General features: G+C 34.1%; 16 protein-coding genes. 11 read left to right on the top strand and 5 right to left on the bottom strand.

Annotation, left to right across the window (positions count from 1 at the left end):
* The first annotated feature begins 7 nt into the window (after positions 1-7).
* The 5 genes from Q0787_RS15525 to Q0787_RS15505 all read left to right on the top strand — a co-directional run bounded on the left by Q0787_RS15525 (position 8) and on the right by Q0787_RS15505 (position 4,915).
* Positions 8-1,186 (top strand): AIR synthase related protein, encoded by a 1,179-nt coding sequence (locus Q0787_RS15525; protein ID WP_298903751.1) that lies wholly within the window; start codon positions 8-10, stop codon positions 1,184-1,186.
* Positions 1,187-1,583: 397 nt separating this feature from the next.
* The gene (gene prfA / locus Q0787_RS15520; protein WP_298903750.1) at positions 1,584-2,660 is read left to right on the top strand and encodes a peptide chain release factor 1; all 1,077 of its coding nucleotides are present in this window, start codon (positions 1,584-1,586) and stop codon (positions 2,658-2,660) included.
* A 39-nt stretch (positions 2,661-2,699) separates the two neighbouring features.
* A complete protein-coding gene (locus tag Q0787_RS15515; protein WP_298903749.1) occupies positions 2,700-3,269 on the top strand; it encodes a nucleoside monophosphate kinase in 570 nt (189 codons plus the stop codon).
* A 6-nt stretch (positions 3,270-3,275) separates the two neighbouring features.
* On the top strand, positions 3,276-4,091 hold the full coding sequence (gene pyrF, locus Q0787_RS15510) for an orotidine-5'-phosphate decarboxylase (protein WP_298903748.1): 816 nt from the start codon (positions 3,276-3,278) through the stop codon (positions 4,089-4,091).
* Between the two features lie 38 nt (positions 4,092-4,129).
* The gene (locus Q0787_RS15505) at positions 4,130-4,915 is read left to right on the top strand and encodes an ABC transporter substrate-binding protein (protein ID WP_298903747.1); all 786 of its coding nucleotides are present in this window, start codon (positions 4,130-4,132) and stop codon (positions 4,913-4,915) included.
* On the opposite strand, the gene Q0787_RS15500 is transcribed toward Q0787_RS15505, so the two are convergent.
* Together Q0787_RS15500 and Q0787_RS15495 are read right to left on the bottom strand one after the other, a co-directional pair.
* Positions 4,890-5,117 carry a Lacal_2735 family protein gene (locus Q0787_RS15500; RefSeq protein ID WP_298903746.1) on the bottom strand — a complete coding sequence of 76 codons (228 nt, stop codon included), beginning with the start codon at positions 5,115-5,117 and terminating at the stop codon, positions 4,890-4,892. The genes Q0787_RS15505 and Q0787_RS15500 overlap by 26 nt on opposite strands.
* Before the next feature lie 75 nt (positions 5,118-5,192).
* Positions 5,193-5,393 carry a Lacal_2735 family protein gene (locus Q0787_RS15495; protein ID WP_298903745.1) on the bottom strand — a complete coding sequence of 67 codons (201 nt, stop codon included), beginning with the start codon at positions 5,391-5,393 and terminating at the stop codon, positions 5,193-5,195.
* 251 nt (positions 5,394-5,644) lie between these two features.
* Between Q0787_RS15495 and Q0787_RS15490 the strand changes: the two genes are divergently transcribed.
* On the top strand, positions 5,645-6,154 hold the full coding sequence (locus Q0787_RS15490) for a hypothetical protein (RefSeq protein WP_298903744.1): 510 nt from the start codon (positions 5,645-5,647) through the stop codon (positions 6,152-6,154).
* Between the two features lie 8 nt (positions 6,155-6,162).
* Here Q0787_RS15490 and Q0787_RS15485 read toward each other — a convergent pair whose 3' ends face one another.
* Complete coding sequence (locus tag Q0787_RS15485) at positions 6,163-6,870, bottom strand: DUF4197 domain-containing protein (protein ID WP_298903743.1); 708 nt, start codon at positions 6,868-6,870, stop codon at positions 6,163-6,165.
* Between the two features lie 44 nt (positions 6,871-6,914).
* On the opposite strand from Q0787_RS15485, the gene Q0787_RS15480 reads away from it, so the two are divergent.
* Both Q0787_RS15480 and Q0787_RS15475 read left to right on the top strand, forming a co-directional pair.
* Positions 6,915-7,865, top strand: coding sequence for an MBL fold metallo-hydrolase (locus tag Q0787_RS15480; protein WP_298903742.1), 951 nt, complete (start codon positions 6,915-6,917; stop codon positions 7,863-7,865).
* Between the two features lie 82 nt (positions 7,866-7,947).
* A complete protein-coding gene (locus Q0787_RS15475; protein ID WP_298903741.1) occupies positions 7,948-9,060 on the top strand; it encodes a TlpA disulfide reductase family protein in 1,113 nt (370 codons plus the stop codon).
* A gap of 42 nt (positions 9,061-9,102) precedes the next feature.
* On the opposite strand, the gene Q0787_RS15470 is transcribed toward Q0787_RS15475, so the two are convergent.
* Positions 9,103-10,203, bottom strand: a complete 1,101-nt coding sequence (locus tag Q0787_RS15470) for an OmpA family protein (RefSeq protein WP_298903740.1) — start codon at positions 10,201-10,203, stop codon at positions 9,103-9,105.
* A gap of 355 nt (positions 10,204-10,558) precedes the next feature.
* Between Q0787_RS15470 and Q0787_RS15465 the strand changes: the two genes are divergently transcribed.
* The 3 genes from Q0787_RS15465 (at position 10,559) to Q0787_RS15455 (ending at position 16,994) form a co-directional block, all read left to right on the top strand.
* Positions 10,559-13,969: a methylmalonyl-CoA mutase family protein gene (locus tag Q0787_RS15465; RefSeq protein ID WP_298903739.1), complete on the top strand. Its 3,411-nt coding sequence runs from the start codon at positions 10,559-10,561 to the stop codon at positions 13,967-13,969.
* A gap of 257 nt (positions 13,970-14,226) precedes the next feature.
* A complete protein-coding gene (locus tag Q0787_RS15460; protein ID WP_298903738.1) occupies positions 14,227-15,345 on the top strand; it encodes a hypothetical protein in 1,119 nt (372 codons plus the stop codon).
* Between the two features lie 92 nt (positions 15,346-15,437).
* Positions 15,438-16,994, top strand: coding sequence for a sodium:alanine symporter family protein (locus Q0787_RS15455; protein WP_298903737.1), 1,557 nt, complete (start codon positions 15,438-15,440; stop codon positions 16,992-16,994).
* On the opposite strand, the gene Q0787_RS15450 is transcribed toward Q0787_RS15455, so the two are convergent.
* Positions 16,991-17,386: a hypothetical protein gene (locus Q0787_RS15450; RefSeq protein ID WP_298903736.1), complete on the bottom strand. Its 396-nt coding sequence runs from the start codon at positions 17,384-17,386 to the stop codon at positions 16,991-16,993. The two genes, Q0787_RS15455 and Q0787_RS15450, sit on opposite strands and share 4 nt — an antisense overlap.
* Between the last annotated feature and the right edge of the window lie 115 nt (positions 17,387-17,501).

The raw sequence follows: 17,501 nt of genomic DNA, 5'->3' as shown, positions 1-17,501 counted from the left end.
TAATTAGATGAGCCAAGATATTAGTAAACGTTACGCGCAAAGAGGTGTTTCTGCCTCTAAAGAGGATGTGCATAATGCAATCAAGAATATAGATAAAGGATTGTTTCCTAAGGCATTTTGCAAAATTGTACCAGATTATTTGACGAATGACAATGACTATTGTCTAATCATGCATGCAGATGGAGCAGGAACTAAAAGTTCTTTAGCTTATATGTACTGGAAAGAAACAGGAGATTTATCGGTTTGGAAAGGTATTGCTCAAGATGCACTTATTATGAACATAGATGATTTGTTATGTGTTGGAGCTACAGATAATATAATGCTCTCTTCTACCATTGGTCGTAATAAAAACCGTATCCCTGGAGATGTTATTTCGGCAATTATTAATGGCACAGAAGAGCTTATTAAAGATTTAAAGACCTTTGGTGTAACTATACATTCTACGGGAGGTGAGACTGCCGATGTTGGTGATCTCGTAAGAACTATTATCGTCGACTCGACTGTTACGGCCCGAATGAAACGAAGCGAGGTTATCGACAATGCAAACATAAAGGAAGGTGATGTTATTGTTGGTTTAGAAAGTTTCGGTCAAGCTACTTATGAAAGTGAATATAATGGAGGTATGGGAAGTAATGGATTAACTTCTGCGCGACATGATGTGTTTCATAAGTATTTGGCAGAAAAATACCCCGAAAGTTTTGATGCGTCTGTTCCTGAAGATCTAGTGTATTCGGGACAAACAAAGCTAACTGATTCTGTTGAAAATTCGCCATTAGATGCAGGTAAGTTAGTGCTGTCACCAACACGTACATATGCTCCAATTATAAAAGCTATACTTTCAAAGTTTTCTTCGGAAACGTTACATGGTATGGTGCACTGCTCTGGAGGAGCGCAAACTAAGATTCTCCATTTTGTTGAGAATTTGCATATCATTAAGGATAATATGTTCGAGATACCTCCATTGTTTAAACTTATTCAAGAACAATCCAAAACAGATTGGAAGGAGATGTATCAAGTGTTTAATTGTGGTCATCGCATGGAGTTATACGTTACACCGGAAATAGCAGAAGATATAATTGCTATTTCAAAATCGTTTAATGTTAATGCTCAAATTATCGGTCGCGTGGAATCTTCTGGAGAAAAGAAACTTACAATAAAAAGCTCTTATGGTGTTTTTGAATACTAAATAAAGCCCTTTATTAAAAGTAGAAAAGAAACCGTTAAGAAGCCGTCAAACAAAAAGATAACAGTAAAAAATTTCATATTAGAAACACCACGTATTCTATAAAAACGTAAACGTTGTCTTACCTTTCTATCGCTAATTAGAAACCATAGCACGAAAACCAAAAATAGTTTTGTTGATAGCGCTAAGATAAGCTCAGGGTTAATTATAGTAATTCCAAGCGTTACGATAAATGACCATAATGCCATTGATTTGTAATAGTTTAATATAGATTTGACTTGCTTTTGCATGTTGATATAACGTCAAAACATATGAGATTATTTTTCATTTGAGTAACAAGTTTTTCACTATGATGAATTCATAAATTATCGTATTTTTGAAACACAATTTTAGAAGATAAATGTTAGAGAAATTACAAATAGTAAAACAGCGTTTTGATGAGGTGAGTGATTTAATCATTCAGCCCGATATAATTACAGATCAAAAGCGTTATGTTCAGCTTAATAAGGAGTATAAAGATTTGCGCGTTCTTATGGATAAGCGCGAGTTGTATATAGAATTGACCAATAATTTAAACGAAGCAGAAGAAATTATTGCGGATGGTAGTGATGCCGAAATGGTTGAAATGGCTAAAATGCAATACGATGAAGCTAAGGAAGGTATTCCTAAGCTCGAAGAAGATATTCGATTTTTGCTTATACCAAAAGATCCAGATGACATGAAAAATGTTGTTGTTGAGGTAAGGGCAGGAACTGGAGGAGATGAGGCGAGTATCTTTGCAGGAGATTTATTTAGAATGTATACCAAGTACTGTGAAGGTAAGGGGTGGAATGTTAGTGTTGTAGACTTAAATGAAGGTACTGCTGGAGGTTATAAAGAAATTATTTTTGAAGTTTCTGGTGAAGATGTTTATGGAACTTTGAAATTTGAAGCTGGTGTACATCGTGTGCAGCGGGTTCCGCAAACTGAAACGCAAGGGCGTGTGCATACTAGTGCTGCCACTGTAATGGTGTTGCCTGAGGCTGAAGAATTCGATGTAGAACTCGATATGACTGAAGTTAGAATTGAACGTACAACTTCAACTGGACCAGGAGGTCAATCTGTAAATACAACATATTCGGCAATTAAGTTGCACCATGAACCTACAGGAATGATTGTAAGTTGTCAAGATCAAAAGTCATCTCACAAAAACTTGGAAAAGGCTTTAAAAGTACTACGTTCACGCTTATATGAGAAAGAATTGGCTAAGAAACAAGCAGCCGATTCTGAAAAACGTAAAAGTATGGTAAGCTCTGGTGATAGAAGTGCAAAGATTAGAACATACAATTACCCGCAAGGACGAGTTACCGATCACAGAATTGGATTAACGCTATATGACCTGCAGAATATAATTAATGGCGATATTCAGAAATTAATTGATGAATTAATGCTGGCGGACAATACAGAAAAGTTAAAAGCTAGTGACGAACATATATAAACTTTAAGCCTCTATTTTGGAGGCTTTTTTAATGAGTAAATGAACATATTAATTATTATGGGGCCTCCTTATTCGGGAAAAGGGACCCAGTGTGAATTTTTAAAAGACATTTTAAATTACAAGCATATTTCTACTGGAGATGTTTGTAGAAAAGAAACATCAAATAAAACCGAAATAGGTCTCTTGTTGTCTAAGTACGAAGAAAATGGCGATTTAGTTCCGGATAGTACAATGAAAACATTATTTGGTATGACGCTTGATGAAAATTTGAATGAAAAAGGTATGATTTTGGATGGATATCCAAGAACAATTCCTCAAGTAGATGACCTTTTAGAGCTAATAAAAGAAAGAAATCTAAATGTTGAAAAGGTGCTTCATATTGAAGTTCCTAAGGAAGAGTTGCTTGTTAGAGCAAAAAAAAGAGCAGCTACTTCTAATCGTAAAGATGACAAAGATGAGCATACACATGTGAAGCGAATTGAAGTTTTTGAAAACGAAACCAAACCTGCAATAAACTATCTGGCCACTTTAATGAGTGTTGATACATTTGATGGTTTAGGGACAATAGCGTCTATTACGAATAATATAAAGTCTAGTTTAATAAATTAATAAAAATTGACAACAGAACAACTTACAAACCAAATCAAAAAAAAGAACTCTTTTCTATGTATTGGATTAGATGTAGACTTAGATAAAATTCCGAAACATTTGTTGGCAGAAGATGACCCTATTTTTGCATTTAATAAAGCCATTATAGATGCAACACATCACTTGTGTGTAGCCTACAAACCAAATACTGCGTTTTATGAGGCTTACGGACTTAAAGGATGGAGGGCTCTTGAAAAAACAATAGAATATCTCAATGAGAATTATTCTGAAATTTTCACAATAGCCGATGCTAAACGAGGCGATATAGGGAATACTAGTACAATGTACGCTAAAGCATTTTTTGAGGATTTAGCGTTCGATAGTGTTACTGTGGCACCTTATATGGGAAAGGATTCTGTAGAACCTTTTTTGGCATTTGATAATAAGCACACCATTCTTTTAGCATTAACCTCTAATAAAGGAGCATTTGATTTTCAAACGAAAACCATTGAAGGGAAAGAACTCTATAAAGAGGTTCTGGAGACATCTAAAACTTGGAGTAATTCGGAAAATCTAATGTATGTTGTTGGTGCTACTAAGGCAGAGTTTTTGGCAGATATTCGACAGATTATCCCTAATAACTTCTTGTTGGTTCCAGGTGTTGGGGCTCAAGGCGGAAATTTGCAAGAGGTATGTAAATACGGGATGAATGACTCTGTAGGTTTACTGATCAATTCGTCACGCGGTATTATATATGCATCACAAAGTGATGATTTTGCTCAAGCTGCTGCTCAAAAAGCGAAAGCGTTACAGCTGCAAATGGAGGTCATAATTAACCATTAATCATCTCTCGTAGTAAGTATTGAAGTTGTTATTGTAATATGAAATACCTCGACCAACTACAACGTACTATAGAGCTTAAAAAGACGCCTAAGCGTATAGTCTCTTTAGTGCCTTCTCAAACCGAATTGTTGGTAGATTTAGGCTTGGAATTTTTTATTGTGGGTGTAACTAAATTTTGTGTACATCCTTCCGATCTGAGACAAAAAACAAATGTCGTTGGAGGTACAAAAAAAGTGAATTACGATAAAATCATAGCATTACATCCCGATATCATTCTTTGTAATAAAGAAGAAAATACGAAAGATATGATATCAGAACTCGAAAGTATTGCACCAGTTCATATTAGCGATATATATAATATAGAAGATGCATTAGAACTTATTAATATGTATGGCAAATTGTTCTCAGTAGAGGAGAAATCGGCGATTATAACTCAAAACATTGTAAGCGCTAAAAATGATTTTTCAAAATATACTGAAAACAGACCTAAGTTAAAAGTAGCCTATTTTATTTGGAAAGATCCGTGGATGGTTGCGGCGCAAGAGACCTTTATTGATGAGATGATTTCTCTAAATGGTTTCGAAAATTATTTTGAAAATTTAAAACGTTATCCTGAGATCGATATAGAAGCTCTTGATGATAGCTTAGACGCCGTTTTATTGTCTAGTGAGCCTTTTCCTTTCAATGAAAGTCATGTGGCATCATTGGCTCAAAAGCTTAAGAATACCAAAATTATAGTAGTTGATGGAGAATATTTTTCTTGGTATGGTTCAAGGTTGCAAAATGCATTTGACTATTTTAAAAAGCTACATCAAGATCTTTAGTGTTTGCTTTTTTCAAATTGAGAATGCGTTGTTTTAATTTATGTGCTTCGTATAATAAGATATCACTTAGGCTCATATCAGTATATTCTAAGTTGTAGGCTTCTTCCATAAAACGAACATATTTCTCCTCTAATTCTTTTAAGCTAAATACCTTATTTATCTCTGGTCTTATTTTTCCAACTTTGCAAAATTGTGAATTCATGATAACGTGTTTTTAATCTATATACGAGTAAAAAACTGCATTTAGATGAAAGTTGAGCGTTAAGAAAATGTGAAATTAATTTTGAAGCGCTAATGATAAATCTCTATTCAAATACTTGAGTTTGTTTATCTTGTGTAGGAGTTTGATTGCTTTAAATTCTGAAATATCACTCAAGGCAGAATCTGTTTGACGAAAATTATAGGCTTGCTCAATAAGCGACTTGTAACGAGCTAGCAGCAAGTTATGGTTGTCTATAATTTTTTGCGTGTACTCCATCACGAGGGAATTTGTAATTAAATTTAGATAAAATATTGTAATTCAACACTATAATTTTTGAAAATGTTAATAAAAAAAATCGACCTGAAGTTTAATGGTCGATTTTTAACTAATGTTCTAATTCGTAATGAATAAGGAAATGTAATCTTACTAACTGATACAAATATGGTCCATATTTTTTATTTTTATGTTATGTTAATATTAGCTTTATATTAAAAGTGATTTAATAGATTTATAATAAACACATCATAATGAGACATATTCTACTTTCGTTTGCGTTGCTTTTTTCTTCTTTAGTTTTTGCTCAAAAAGACACCTGTAATTGTTGTACTGAAAATCATGAGGCTTTCAACTTTTGGATAGGAGAGTGGACGGTTACTAATCCAGATGGTAGTCCTGCTGGCGAAAATTCTATTCAGAAAATTCAAGACAATTGTATTTTGTTAGAACGATGGACTAGCGCCAAAGGAGGCTATACAGGAACAAGCCAGAATTTTTACAACCTTAAAACCAAACAATGGGAACAGTTGTGGATAGATAATCAGGGCGGTCACCTAAAACTGAAAGGTAACAGAAAAGGAAATCAAATGATCATGCGTACAGATGACCAGATCAATAAAGAAGGTAAATCCTTCTACCATCAGATTACCTGGACAAAAAATGATGATGGATCCGTTCGACAACTATGGGAAACATACACCGAAGGTAAAACTGTTACTATTGCCTTTGACGGGCTCTATAAAATGAAAAGTAAAAAGTAATGTATCGCTTAATCTTGAAGTGCAAATACTTTTTTCAATAGGTCTGTAGTTCGAGAGGATACCTTGTTTCTAATCTCTTTTTCCTCTACAGCAATCATAGTATATACACCTTTTAAAGCTTCTCCTGTTACATAATCTGTAAGGTCGGGGTTAACGTTATTTGTAAACGGTATAGCGTTGTATTTGTTGATGAGGTTCTCCCAAATTTGATCTGCTCCAACCTTAGAAAATGAGTTGTTGATAACAGGTTTGAATTTGTTGTAAAGTGCTGTTTGAGTTTTTGAAGTTAAATATTGTGTTGCAGCATCATCGTTTCCTAGCAAAATATTTTTCGCATCATTAAATGTAATGCCTTTTACAGCATCTATAAATATTGGTGTAGCTTCACTTACCGCATCTTCTGCTGCTCTGTTGAGAACTTTTAAGCCCTCGTCGGCTAAATTTCCTAAGCCAATATCGCGTAAACCTTTGTCGACTTTTTGCAATTCTTCAGGTAATAAAATCTTTACTAATTCATTTCTAAAGAAACCATCCTTTTGAGTTAGTTTGCTCACTTGCTTGTCAATACCTAAGTCAAGTGCTTGTCGTAATCCTGAAGCAATATCAGCATTACTTAACACACCTCCACCTTGAGGAAGACTATTAACAACATCTTGAAGTTCAGCACAAGCTGTAAGATTAAACACTAAAACAAAAGCTAAAAATTTACGAATCATGGGTTTGGGATTTTATATATTTAACAAATATAGATATTTTACTTATGAGAAGCTTTCAAATTTTATGCCTAATAACAACGTTTTTGTTTTTTAATTGTAAAAAGAAAGAGGTTGAAACTATAGGCGCCAGAGATTTTAAGCAATATATTACGGTTTTGGGAATTGCGCAAGATGCAGGTTTTCCACAAATTGATTGTGAAAAGGCGTGTTGCATGTCCTTTTATGAGGAGAAAGAATCTAAGAAAATGGTGTCTTGCTTGGGTCTAGTTGATTTAGAAGCTAAAAAGAAGTGGTTATTCGATGCCACTCCAGATATGCCAGAGCAAATTCAAATTTTAAAAACAAAACACCTTGATAATAATAATGTTATTGATGGTGTTTTTTTAACACATGCTCATATAGGACATTATACAGGGTTAATGCATTTTGGTTTTGAGGCTTTAGGTGGAGATGATATTCCTATTTATGCTATGCCTAGGATGAAAACATTTTTAGAAACAAATGGCCCTTGGAGTCAATTAGTTAGTTTTAATAATATCAAATTGAATGGGCTTCAAAAAGACTCTACAGTTAATATTAGTAGTTCGTTAAAGATTACACCATTGCAAGTGCCACATCGTGATGAATTTTCTGAAACAGTTGGATACAAGGTTAAAGGACCTCATAAATCGGCATTGTTTATTCCAGATATTGATAAATGGCATCTTTGGGAAAGAGATATTATTGAAGAGGTTAAGCGCGTCGATTATGCTTTTATTGATGCCTCTTTCTTTCGAGATGGAGAGTTGAAACGAGATATGAGTAAAATTCCACATCCGTTTACGACAGAAACTACCACCTTGTTTCAGAATGAATCTTTAGAAACCAAGCGAAAAATCTATTTTATTCATTTTAATCACACAAATCCTACGCTAAAAGATACGCATCCACTAAAAGACAGTATTCAAAATTTAGGATTTAATTTTGCTAAAGAGGGAGCGGAATTCGAATTGTAATTAGAAAAGTTCGAATAATTCGTATAAAATACTATTTTAGCACAATAGTTGTTAATATAAAGGGAGTTATAAAAGCAAATGAATGAATTTTAATAAATTTCTTTTACTATTATTTTGTGTCGGATTGTCGTTTTCTGGTTATAGTCAAATTCGTTTTTCTGAAACAATACAAGTATCTAAATCTGCAACAGATACAAAGGCATCACTTTTTTTTATAGACTTTTGGGCAACATGGTGTGGTCCCTGTGTCTATGCGTCTGAATATTTGGGAGTATTGCAGAAACAGTATCCAGATCGCTTTTATGTCATCTCACTAAGCGAAGAAAACCCAGAGGTTGTTAAGCGATTTTTAAAAAGAAAGCCAACAGATCTAGCTATATCAATAGATTATAAAGGAGAAACTTTTAGAGATAATAACATTAGAATATTGCCATATGGGCTTCTTATTGATGCTAATGGAAAAATCTTGTGGAAAGGAAGTCCTACCGATTTTAAAAAATCCGATTTAGAACGTTTTTTAAGACAAAATGTAAAGCAAAAATCAATAGATAAGGTTTTTAAAGTACAAGAAATAAAAGAGCAGACAGCAAAAGCAGATTATATCCCAACATCTGATTTTGAAATTAAATCACTTAAAAACGAAACCTACGAAACTCTGGTTAGACGTGTTAAAGGGGAGTACGTTCATTACAAAGGAGATTTGAAAAGCATCATAGCTAGAGAATATAAAATCTTAAATAGCCAGATTAACTTGACTCCAGAATTGAATAGAACCTATGAGGTTTATATTAAAAAAGGAACAAATGCTACATTCCAAATTTTGGAAGAATTGAAATTAGATTTATTTCATACGGAGGCTACAGGAGATGTACTAATGCTAGATTTGTCTAATATTAAATATTGGGATGTTCATCAAATTGATTGGGGGAAACATACAGCGAAGTACTTAATAGACGATACGCAAATCCAGGCCGATAATGTAACGTTTAATGATGTGATGTTTCAGTTGGCCTCAGTGCTCGATCTGCCTATTGTAACCAAAGGAGCAAATGCAGACGAGTTGAACCATGATTGGCAAATACATCATAGGTTTTATAATCTTATGCAGAGTGATATGGAAGATACCTATGGTATTAAAGTCAATAAAGAGAAAGGTAATTATAAAGTTTATACCATAAGAAAAAAGACACCTTAAAGGTGTCTTTTTTTTATATTATCCAATATTATAAAATAACGATTAGTTATTTAGAACTCTAAATTCTGTACGTCTGTTTCTCTGGTGTTCAGAATCAGAACAATCAACATCATTAGAACAACGGTTTGTTAATCTAGATTCACCATATCCCTTTGCAGATAAACGGCTTCTAGAGATGCCTTTAGATACTAAATAGTTTACAACAGAGTTAGCACGTTGTTGCGATAAAGACATATTGTAATCATCATTACCTCTAGCATCTGTATGAGCCATAATTTCAATACTTACTGGCTTATCATTTAAGATAGGTAATAAAGTTTCATCAATAGTTCTTTTAGATGCAGGTGTTAAACGAGCACTCGCTGTTTCATAAAAAATAGGAATAACAGTTGGGTTTAATAATTCACATTCAACTTCTTCCCATGTAGTAATTCCTCCTTTTTGATCAAGAATAGTTCTTGTTACAGTTTCTGTTCTTGCAGGAATAGTGTTACTTCTAGTGCTAGCAGGAACATCAACAACTTGACGTGTAATAGTTTTGTACTCAGCAGGAATTTCTATTTTGTCCATTCTTGCTGGCGTTTTGATAACACGTTTTTTGTAAGACGTCATTTGCTCAGATACTGGTACAGCATTAGTGCTTGCATCTGTTGCCAATGTTGTGAATGGAACATCTCTGTTAGTTGCAGGATACTCTACAAAACATGCAGCCACACAGTCATCTTTGTTTACTGAAGGACAATCTTCAAGAATTTTGTACTCCCATCCTGAAGTTGCAGGATAAGTTTCAAAAGTTCTAGAATCTCTACCAAATGAAGCAGGTACAACTTTTAAATCTGTACGTCCTTCTTTTCTTACGTAAGAAACATCTACGGTTTCATATGTTGCCGGAGTGTAAACATATTTTTCTGTAGCTTCTTTAACTAATACTGTTTCTTCTACAGTTTTATATGTTGCAGGAACAACTTCTAAAGTTGTGTATGCAGGATAAACTTGTAAAGTTTCAGTAACTTCTTTGAATGTATCTTTAGTAATACATTTAACATAACATTTACCAGGTTCTGGATTTGACGGAAGCCCTTGAGCTTGCACATAACCTACACTTGCAATCAAGCATAGGAATAAAAATAATTTTTGTTTCATAAAATTAAAATTAGTTAATGGTTATAGATAATATTTTGAATCAATACAGTTTGTTTGACCATTTGTTAGACACCTAATTTTTCGATAGGTCACTTTGTAGTAGTTTTTAGTGAATATGAGGTTTTCTTAAAATTTTGCGAATACACATTGATTTTAAGATATTTAATTATAAAATTAATAAAAATTTAACATTATATTAAAAAATACCACAATTTTTTAATATAAAAAATCTTACAAATATTTTTAATAGTGATACTAAGGAGTTGCTTTTTTTCTATTAAAGAATTCTAATTAATAAGGCGCTTCTTTTGAAAATTCCGTAAATTTGTGTCTTTAAAACATCATAATTTTACGAATGAAGCAAGTCGCACCATATAATCCAAAGTATAAAGTAAGAATTGTAACTGCAGCCTCTCTTTTTGATGGTCATGATGCATCTATTAATATCATGCGTCGAATTATCCAGTCAACAGGTGTTGAGGTTATTCACTTAGGACATGACCGAAGCGTTGAAGAGGTTGTAAATACGGCAATACAAGAAGATGTTAATGCTATATGCTTAACGTCGTATCAAGGTGGTCATAATGAGTACTTCAAATACATGTATGACCTATTAAAGGAAAAAGGTGCTGGTCATATTAAAATCTTCGGCGGCGGTGGCGGCGTTATTTTGCCTTCTGAAATTAAAGATCTTATGGACTATGGTATTGCGAGAATTTATTCTCCTGATGATGGCCGTGAGATGGGCTTACAAGGAATGATTAACGACTTAGTAGAGCAATCTGATTTTGCCATTGGAGATGCGCTTAATGGGGAATTGGAAAGCCTTCCAAACAAAAACCCTAAAGCTATTGCTCGCGTTATTTCGTCGGCAGAGAATTTCCCAGACGTTGCCAAAACGACTTTGGATGAAATTCATACAAAAAATAAAAATTCAAAAACACCTGTACTTGGTATTACAGGAACAGGAGGTGCAGGAAAATCAAGTTTGGTTGATGAACTTGTAAGACGTTTTCTAATAGATTTTCCTAAAAAAACGATTGGTATCGTTTCTGTAGATCCTTCAAAACGTAAGACAGGAGGTGCACTTTTAGGTGATAGAATTCGAATGAATGCCATTAACTCTCCTAGAGTATATATGCGTAGTTTAGCGACACGCCAATCTAATTTGGCACTATCCAAATATGTTAATGAGGCTGTTGAAGTATTAAAGGCAGCAGAATTTGACTTAATTATTTTAGAAACATCTGGTATTGGACAATCTGATACCGAAATTATCGAACATAGTGACGTTTCTTTATATGTGATGACTCCCGAATTTGGAGCGGCTACACAGCTAGAGAAAATTGATATGCTAGATTTTGCCGATTTGGTTGCTATCAATAAATTTGACAAGCGAGGCTCTTTGGATGCTTTGCGAGATGTTAAAAAACAATACATGCGTAATAACAATCTTTGGGATACGCCGCAAGATGAATTGCCTGTGTTTGGAACTATTGCATCACAATTTAACGATCCAGGAATGAATACGCTTTACAAAGCGATAATGGATAAAATTGTAGAAAAAACAGATACCGACTTAAAATCAACTTTTCATATTTCAAACGAAATGAGTGAAAAGATTTTTGTGATCCCTCCGTCTCGAACACGCTACTTGTCTGAAATAGCCGAAAATAATCGTGCTTATGATAAAACAGCTAACGAACAGGTGGAAGTGGCTCAAAAGCTCTATGGAATCTATAAAACCTTAGAGTCGGTTATTGGAGAGAAACCAGAATTAGACAAGGCAGGTATTGATTCAGCGTCTTTAACGTCTAACGAGAATAAAGATTTTATAAAGTTGCTTGTTGGAGAATTTGATAGAGTAAAACTTAATTTAGATCCTTATAATTGGGAAGTAATTACAGGTTGGGATGAGAAAGTTAATAAGTACAAAAACCCAATATATTCATTTAAAGTTCGTGATAAGGAAATAAAAATTGAAACGCATACAGAGTCTTTGTCACATACGCAAATTCCTAAAGTGGCTTTGCCTAAATATCAGGCTTGGGGCGATATTTTGCGATGGACATTGCAAGAAAATGTTCCTGGTGAGTTTCCATATACATCTGGATTATATCCTTTTAAAAGAACTGGCGAAGACCCTGCACGTATGTTTGCAGGAGAAGGTGGACCAGAACGAACAAACCGTCGTTTTCATTACGTAAGTATGGGATTACCTGCTAAACGTTTATCTACCGCCTTTGATAGTGTAACATTATATGGAAATGACCCAGATCACAGACCAGATATCTATGGGAAAATAGGGAATGCAGGTGTGTCTATTTGCTGTTTGGATGATGCTAAGAAATTATATTCTGGTTTTAATCTAGCTGATGTTATGACATCGGTTAGTATGACAATTAATGGGCCAGCGCCTATGTTGCTTGGATTCTTTATGAACGCAGCTATCGATCAACAGTGCGAAATTTATATTAAAGAAAATGGTTTAGAAAAAGAAGTTCAAGGGAAAATAGCTAAACTTTATAAAGACAAAGAACGCCCAAAGTACAATGGTGAGTTGCCAGAAGGGAATGATGGTCTTGGATTAATGCTTCTTGGCGTTACAGGAGATCAGGTGTTGCCAGTTGATATTTATCAGGATATCAAGACAAAAACTATTGCCCAAGTAAGAGGGACTGTTCAAGCCGATATTTTAAAAGAAGATCAAGCACAAAATACTTGTATTTTTTCTACTGAATTTGCCTTGCGTTTAATGGGTGATGTTCAAGAGTATTTTATTGAGAACAATGTGCGTAATTTCTATTCGGTGTCTATTTCAGGATATCATATTGCTGAAGCTGGTGCTAATCCAATATCGCAATTGGCATTTACATTGGCTAACGGATTTACCTATGTTGAGTATTATTTATCGAGAGGAATGGATATCAATAAATTCGGACCCAATTTGTCCTTTTTCTTCTCAAACGGTATTGATCCAGAATATGCCGTTATTGGTCGCGTGGCTAGAAAAATATGGTCTAAAGCCATGAAACATAAGTATGGCGCTAACGCAAGAGCGCAAATGCTGAAATATCATATTCAAACATCTGGACGAAGTTTGCATGCTCAAGAAATTGATTTTAACGATATTCGTACAACGCTTCAAGCCTTATATGCCATTTATGATAATTGTAATTCATTACATACCAATGCTTATGATGAGGCGATTACAACACCTACAGAAGAATCGGTTAGACGAGCGATGGCAATTCAATTGATTATAAATAAGGAGTTAGGTTTGGCTAAAAATGAAAATCCAATTCAAGGTTCATTTATTATTGAAGAGTTGACAGATCTTGTTGAAGAAGCAGTGCTTCTTGAATTTGATCGTATTACAGAACGAGGAGGCGTGCTTGGTGCCATGGAAACAATGTATCAACGAAGCAAAATTCAAGAAGAGAGTTTGTATTATGAAACATTGAAACACAATGGACAGTTCCCAATTATTGGTGTTAATACTTTCTTGAGTTCTAAAGGTTCTCCAACGGTTATTCCTGCTGAGGTAATTAGGGCAACTGAGGAAGAAAAGCAATTTCAAATTAATACATTAGAACATCTTCATAGTGCTAACGATACCAAGACGTTGTTAAAAGACTTACAGCATAAAGCTATTAATAACGAAAATATTTTTGAAGCTTTAATGGACGTGTGTAAGGTGTGTTCATTAGGGGAAATTACTGCTTCTTTGTTTGAAGTAGGAGGACAATATAGAAGAAATATGTAATTAGAAATCTATCAAATATTAAAAAAGTCTCGAAGTTATTTCGGGATTTTTTTATATAAATAATTGATTTTAAATAGTGAAATCAGAGCTATATTTTCGTGTTGAACCTCATGTCGTTCTAAAATCTTTACTGCAAAATTCTAGAAGTTGATATCATAACATTCAAGAGTTTCAAAAATTTAAGGCAAAGAGAAAGTTCATTAAATTATTAAAGGCCGAATAAGTTTTAATATATTTAGTATTCCAAATAAAGATTAATGCTTTCAATAATAGAATATACTGTAACATCGATTGTTTGTATTATTACGGCAATAATTATTCAGAGAATATTTATAAAAGAACAGAAACGAGGCACCAGCAAAGAAGCTATTAATGGAATTAAGTGGTTTGGACTAGCGATTTTTGTATGGGGTTTAGGCGCAGTATTTAATAGCGTCTTTACTAGTGTTTTAGGTTGGTCTGCTAGTCATAAATTAATTATTTATTTTGGAGTTGTTATCTCGTTAGCTAATTCACTGTTTATCTTACTGTCTTTACCATCTATTGAACACAATGCTAAAAGAGGGATTATTGTGAGATTGATTGAGCGTTTTTCAACTAAAGAATTCATCTTACTTTATTCTGGTGTTCTAGGTATGATTACCTTTGTCTTTGTTGCGACATCTTATAATAATGAAACCATAAGTAATAATTTTATTTGGCTCATAGATATACCGATTTCAATTTTTGTAGCCTTGTCATTGCTCTATGAATTGAATAAAGCGTTTAAGAGTAGGCAGATGAAGTTTATGTATTTACCAACATTCGCATTGTTTCTTCTTATTATAGTTGCAGTATCACATCGTATTATCCCTCAAGATCAAGTTATACAAGTAATCGATCAACAATTTTGGAGCGTTGTTGGGAGTATTACAGCCATTTCGTTTAAATTTCTCTTTATTTTATTGTTTTCAATTTTACTTTATAGTTGGAAATTTCTTTCTGAAAAAGAACAGCAGCAATCCATAGTTAACGAATTAACAGAGCACAATAAGTCATTACAACTTGACATAGAAAAGATCACATTAGCAAATGAAAGCCATCTAGATACCATTAAAAGCATGAAAAAAGAGTTGATTGGTCTGAGGGAATTGCATAAAATTGAGCTTTCTGATAGACAAAAGGAGGTCTTAGCTAATTTGGCTCTTGTAGGTCATCATAAATCTTATACAGAGATTGCTGAAGAGATGCATATTAGTGCAGATGGGTTTCAAACGCACATTCATCAAATAAAAAAGATGCTCAATATAAAGGGCAGTGAGGGTAAAGAGCAATTAATAGCTTATGCAAAAGAGCATAATTTTCTTCAGTTTGCTACCATAAAGTTTAATGAGTAAGTACATGGTTAACTAGTGCTAGACTAAAATTTCAGCACTACGTAACCTTTCACTTTTTGAAGTTTCAATGCAATTTGCCAAAAACTTCATTCATGATACTTCTAGTTCAAAATCAATCATTAGACGAACAGATTAATACTCAATTTAGCAACGGAACACAATGGTTCGTTGATGCTATTCTTGCCGAAATACCAATTACTGAAACCGTTGGTATTCCGTGGGTGCTCATCATACTCATTTTAGGAGCAGGCTATTTTACATTGTACTATAGGTTTATAAATTTTAGAGCCTTCTTTACGGCCATTAAAGTTGTAAGAGGTAATTATGATGATTTAGAGGAGTCTGGGATCATTTCGGTTTCAGACTCAGTACGAACAGCAGATGGCGATCAACCAGATACAATTAGGGTTGAAGGGCATGGAGAAGGAGAAGTAAGTCATTTTCAGGCTTTAACTGCCGCAGTATCTGCAACTGTAGGTTTAGGGAATATCGCAGGAGTAGCCATTGCATTATCAATTGGTGGAGCTGGAGCGACGTTATGGATGGTTTTAGCAGGCTTGTTGGGCATGTCGTCTAAATTTGTAGAGTGCACACTTGGTGTCAAATACAGAGAAGTCGATAGCAACGGAACTGTTTATGGCGGCCCTATGTATTATCTTAAAAAAGGACTATCTGAAAAAGGACTTGCGAAATTGGGTAAATTCCTTGCGGTTGTTTTTGCCATTATGTGTATTGGTGGTTCCTTCGGCGGAGGAAATATGTTTCAAGTGAATCAGGCTTTTAAATTATTTGAATATGTAACAGGAGGAGAAACCAGTTTTTTATCTGGGAATGGTTGGGTTTTCGGACTCGTAATGGCCATATTTGTTGGTATAGTTATTATTGGAGGTATTAAAAAAATTGCGAAGGTTACAGATAAGGTTGTACCAGTAATGGTTGTGGTTTATATACTAGCCGTTTTAGTAATTCTAGGTATAAATTTTTCTAAGATCCCAGACGCATTTGTCGCAATTTGGGATGGAGCATTTAGTCCACAAGGTATTGGAGGCGGCTTTGTAGGTGTACTTATTCAAGGGTTTAAACGTGCAGCGTTTAGTAATGAAGCTGGTATTGGTAGTAGCTCTATTGCTCATAGTGCTGTAAAGACTAAACATCCGGCTAGCGAAGGATTAGTGGCTTTACTAGAACCTTTTATTGATACGGTTTTGGTATGCACAATGACCGCTCTTGTTTTGATAATTACAGGACAGGTCGATACCAGTGCAGAAATAAGTTTTGAGCAAGGTGTTATTTTAACAGCAACTGCTTTAGAAAGTGGTATTTCTTGGTTTCCCTACGTGCTAACTGTTGCAGTTATTTTATTTGCTTTTTCGTCTATGATATCTTGGTCTTATTATGGGTATCAATCGTGGAGCTTTCTCTTTGGAAGAGGAAAAAAAACAGAATATACATATAAGTTGTTGTTTTGCGTATTTACCGTAATTGGTGCAGCAGCAACATTAACCGCTGTCATAGATTTTAGCGATGCAATGGTATTTGCCATGCTAGTGCCAAATATGATAGGTCTATTTTTACTTCGCAAAAAGGTTGCAGCAGAATTATCAAAATATAAATCACTAATACAAGACAAATTAAAGAAAAGCGCTTAAAGTGTCATCATCCAACTGCGCTGCAAACGTTTAAACTTTTTAAGTTCACTTTGAAGTATTGGTAAATAGTCCCTACCATTACTATTACAGTGCTGTAGACGATTACAGTTGAGATGTAAACGGTGTGTTAGCCGCTCTATAGAAGCTAGATGCTTATGTTTTTTATCTGAGAAGCGCTCTGCTTGTGCCTTTTCTATTTCAGGAGCTAAAGATTCAGACTGCTGAATGATGTCTCCTGAGAAATAGATATCGGTATCTTCTGAACCATCTGGTCTCAAATATGATAAATCTTGATTAATGTACGTGGAAATGTTTCTTGATAATACAAGAATATCCATAGCCTTTTGATATATAGGCAGTTCTGATAAGTTCGATGGTAGGTTATAATTCATTTTTTCAATAGCAATGGTAACAAAATTAGTAACAAGTCATGACAATTCACTTTAATATTTAAAGTAAAAGCGTATATTTGATTTAATTATTAACGTATATTTTTTAATTACTTTA

The sequence above is a fragment of the uncultured Psychroserpens sp. genome, from assembly GCF_947492715.1.
Lineage (GTDB): Bacteria > Bacteroidota > Bacteroidia > Flavobacteriales > Flavobacteriaceae > Psychroserpens.
The sequence above is the reverse complement of the archived record's forward strand: the minus strand, read 5'-3'. Positions and strand labels throughout refer to the sequence as shown.

Bases quoted from the DNA above. Each gene is read 5' to 3' on its own strand.
- Q0787_RS15525 (WP_298903751.1), top strand. From the start codon at position 8: ATGAGCCAAGATATTAGTAAACGTTACGCGCAAAGAGGTGTTTCTGCC.
- prfA (WP_298903750.1), top strand. From the start codon at position 1,584: ATGTTAGAGAAATTACAAATAGTAAAACAGCGTTTTGATGAGGTGAGT.
- Q0787_RS15515 (WP_298903749.1), top strand. From the start codon at position 2,700: ATGAACATATTAATTATTATGGGGCCTCCTTATTCGGGAAAAGGGACC.
- Q0787_RS15505 (WP_298903747.1), top strand. From the start codon at position 4,130: ATGAAATACCTCGACCAACTACAACGTACTATAGAGCTTAAAAAGACG.
- Q0787_RS15500 (WP_298903746.1), bottom strand. From the start codon at position 5,117: ATGAATTCACAATTTTGCAAAGTTGGAAAAATAAGACCAGAGATAAAT.
- Q0787_RS15495 (WP_298903745.1), bottom strand. From the start codon at position 5,393: ATGGAGTACACGCAAAAAATTATAGACAACCATAACTTGCTGCTAGCT.
- Q0787_RS15490 (WP_298903744.1), top strand. From the start codon at position 5,645: ATGAGACATATTCTACTTTCGTTTGCGTTGCTTTTTTCTTCTTTAGTT.
- Q0787_RS15485 (WP_298903743.1), bottom strand. From the start codon at position 6,870: ATGATTCGTAAATTTTTAGCTTTTGTTTTAGTGTTTAATCTTACAGCT.
- Q0787_RS15480 (WP_298903742.1), top strand. From the start codon at position 6,915: ATGAGAAGCTTTCAAATTTTATGCCTAATAACAACGTTTTTGTTTTTT.
- Q0787_RS15475 (WP_298903741.1), top strand. From the start codon at position 7,948: ATGAATTTTAATAAATTTCTTTTACTATTATTTTGTGTCGGATTGTCG.
- Q0787_RS15470 (WP_298903740.1), bottom strand. From the start codon at position 10,203: ATGAAACAAAAATTATTTTTATTCCTATGCTTGATTGCAAGTGTAGGT.
- Q0787_RS15465 (WP_298903739.1), top strand. From the start codon at position 10,559: ATGAAGCAAGTCGCACCATATAATCCAAAGTATAAAGTAAGAATTGTA.
- Q0787_RS15460 (WP_298903738.1), top strand. From the start codon at position 14,227: ATGCTTTCAATAATAGAATATACTGTAACATCGATTGTTTGTATTATT.
- Q0787_RS15455 (WP_298903737.1), top strand. From the start codon at position 15,438: ATGATACTTCTAGTTCAAAATCAATCATTAGACGAACAGATTAATACT.
- Q0787_RS15450 (WP_298903736.1), bottom strand. From the start codon at position 17,386: ATGAATTATAACCTACCATCGAACTTATCAGAACTGCCTATATATCAA.